The sequence below is a fragment of the Chitinophaga sp. genome, assembly GCF_036569125.1.
Taxonomy (GTDB): Bacteria; Bacteroidota; Bacteroidia; order Chitinophagales; family Chitinophagaceae; genus Chitinophaga.
Window position 1 is genome coordinate 1 of sequence record NZ_DATCRF010000531.1, and the last position, 2,155, is coordinate 2,155.

The following is a 2,155-nucleotide window of genomic DNA, read 5'->3' on the forward strand; positions in this document are numbered from 1 at the left end:
AAATAAACCTATACAATCTGCCACTGCACTCATAACAGCTTTGGGAGTGTACGAGGCAGCGTTGAATAATAAAAGGATCGGAACCGCTTATTTTGCACCTGGCTGGACCAGCTACGATAACCGCATTTTATACCAACAATATGATGTTAGCCGGCAACTTAAAAAGGGCAATAACATTATTACCGTGACCGTTGGCGAGGGATGGTACCGCGGTATGTTTGGCGGTTTTGACGAGCGTGATAATTATGGAAGTAAGGCTGCATTGCTTTTACAGATCTCTATCCGATATAAGGATGGCAGCACACAGCTGATAATTTCCGATAGTTCCTGGCAAAGTGGTACCGGCCCTATCCTGCACTCAGATATTTATGGGGGTGAAATTTTTGATACGCGTAAGAAAACCGGCAACTGGCAACAGGTAAGCACTGAAATACCGCCAAAGGCGACCCTTGAAATTTCCAATAATGAACCGGTAGAAAAACACGCGCCCATTAAACCCAAGGCAATTATTATAACGCCTAAAGGGGAACAGGTGATTGATTTTGGACAAAACCTGGCCGGCTGGGTACTAATAAAGGTGAAAGGGAAACCGGGCGATACTATTACCATTGCTCATGCGGAGATACTTGATAAAGAAGGTAATTTTTATACCGGCAATTTAAGATCTGCCAGCGCCACAGATCAATACATTCTTACAGGCAACCGTGAAGATATTCTGGAACCACATTTTACCTGGCATGGCTTCCGGTATGCGAAAGTAGAAGGGTCTAATGCAAAAAGCACTACGTTTGAGGCCATCCCGCTCTACTCCTCACTTAAAACCACCGGCAGTTTCGAATGTTCTAATCCCATGCTGAATCAACTGCAGCATAATATTGAATGGAGTATGAAAGGTAACTTCCTGGACATTCCTACTGACTGCCCGCAGCGAAGTGAAAGGCTTGGCTGGACGGGAGACGCGCAGGTATTTTTTAGAACAGCCGCCTTTAATATGCATGTGCAGCGCTTCTTTGAGAAGTGGTTGAAGGATCTGAAAGCAGATCAAAGGGAGGACGGATCTGTGCCTAATATTATTCCTAACCTGTACCGTAAGCTTGGTAAACGATCCGGTGTTGCCGGCTGGGGAGATGCCGCTACCATTATTCCCTGGGGGCTGTATTGGGTATATGGAGATACGGCCATCTTACAGCAGCAATATGAGAGCATGAAAGCCTGGGTGGACTACATCAAAAGCAAAAGTAAAGAAGGGCTGTGGTTAGCCAATGGTTATGGCGACTGGTATGCGCCCGGCGATTCTACTTCTCTTCCTTATATTGATCAATGCTTTTGGGCGCATTCCACTAAACTGCTGATTGAATCGGCCAAAGTGCTGGGCCTGCAAAATGATATAACACAATATGAAACGTTGCTGGACAGCATTAAAACTGCGTTCTTAAAACGCTATATTAACAGCGATGGAAAAGCCATTACCCATACGCAAACTGCCTATGTGCTGGCGTTACAGCTGGACATGCTACCAGACAGCCTGCAAAGCAAAGCTGCCACACATCTTGCAAACCTGGTTGAAGAAAAACAAAATCACCTGGCCACTGGTTTCCTGGGAACCCCTCACCTGCTTTTTGCCTTAAGTAAGCACGGGTATACGGACCTTGCGTTTAAACTGCTTAACCAGGACACCTATCCCTCCTGGTTGTATGCGGTGAAGATGGGCGCTACCACTATCTGGGAAAAATGGGATGCGGTTAAACCGGATAGCACCGTTCAGGCTACTTCTTATAACCATTATTCATACGGCGCGGTTGGCGACTGGTTATACCGTACCGTAGCGGGTATTGAAGCGGCAAGCCCGGGTTATAAAGAGATCATTATCCATCCGCATGTTGGTGGTGGCCTCACATGGGTGAAAGCTTCGTATGAATCTGCTTATGGAAAGATTGTATCTAACTGGCAGGTTAAAGAAGGTAAGCTTTTTATGGAAGTGGAGGTGCCGGCAGGGACTACGGCGACTATTATAGTGCCGGGTAAGGCTGGGCAAAAGGTAGGTGAAGGGAAATATAAGTTTACAGCAAAGTTGTAGGCTAGATTAACGCCCATTTTAACGAGAAAAAGCCCAATGTTAATTTTTTCCAACTGCGTGTAAATGGCAGTGGAGGTT

1 protein-coding gene is annotated in these 2,155 nt (G+C 46.0%); it reads left to right on the top strand.

All coding sequences use genetic code 11. The features are described from left to right. Positions 1–2,077 (top strand): family 78 glycoside hydrolase catalytic domain (locus VIM87_RS19960; RefSeq protein WP_331998706.1); only part of this gene is annotated, 2,077 nt, incomplete at its 5' end. Positions 2,078–2,155 lie beyond the last annotated feature (78 nt).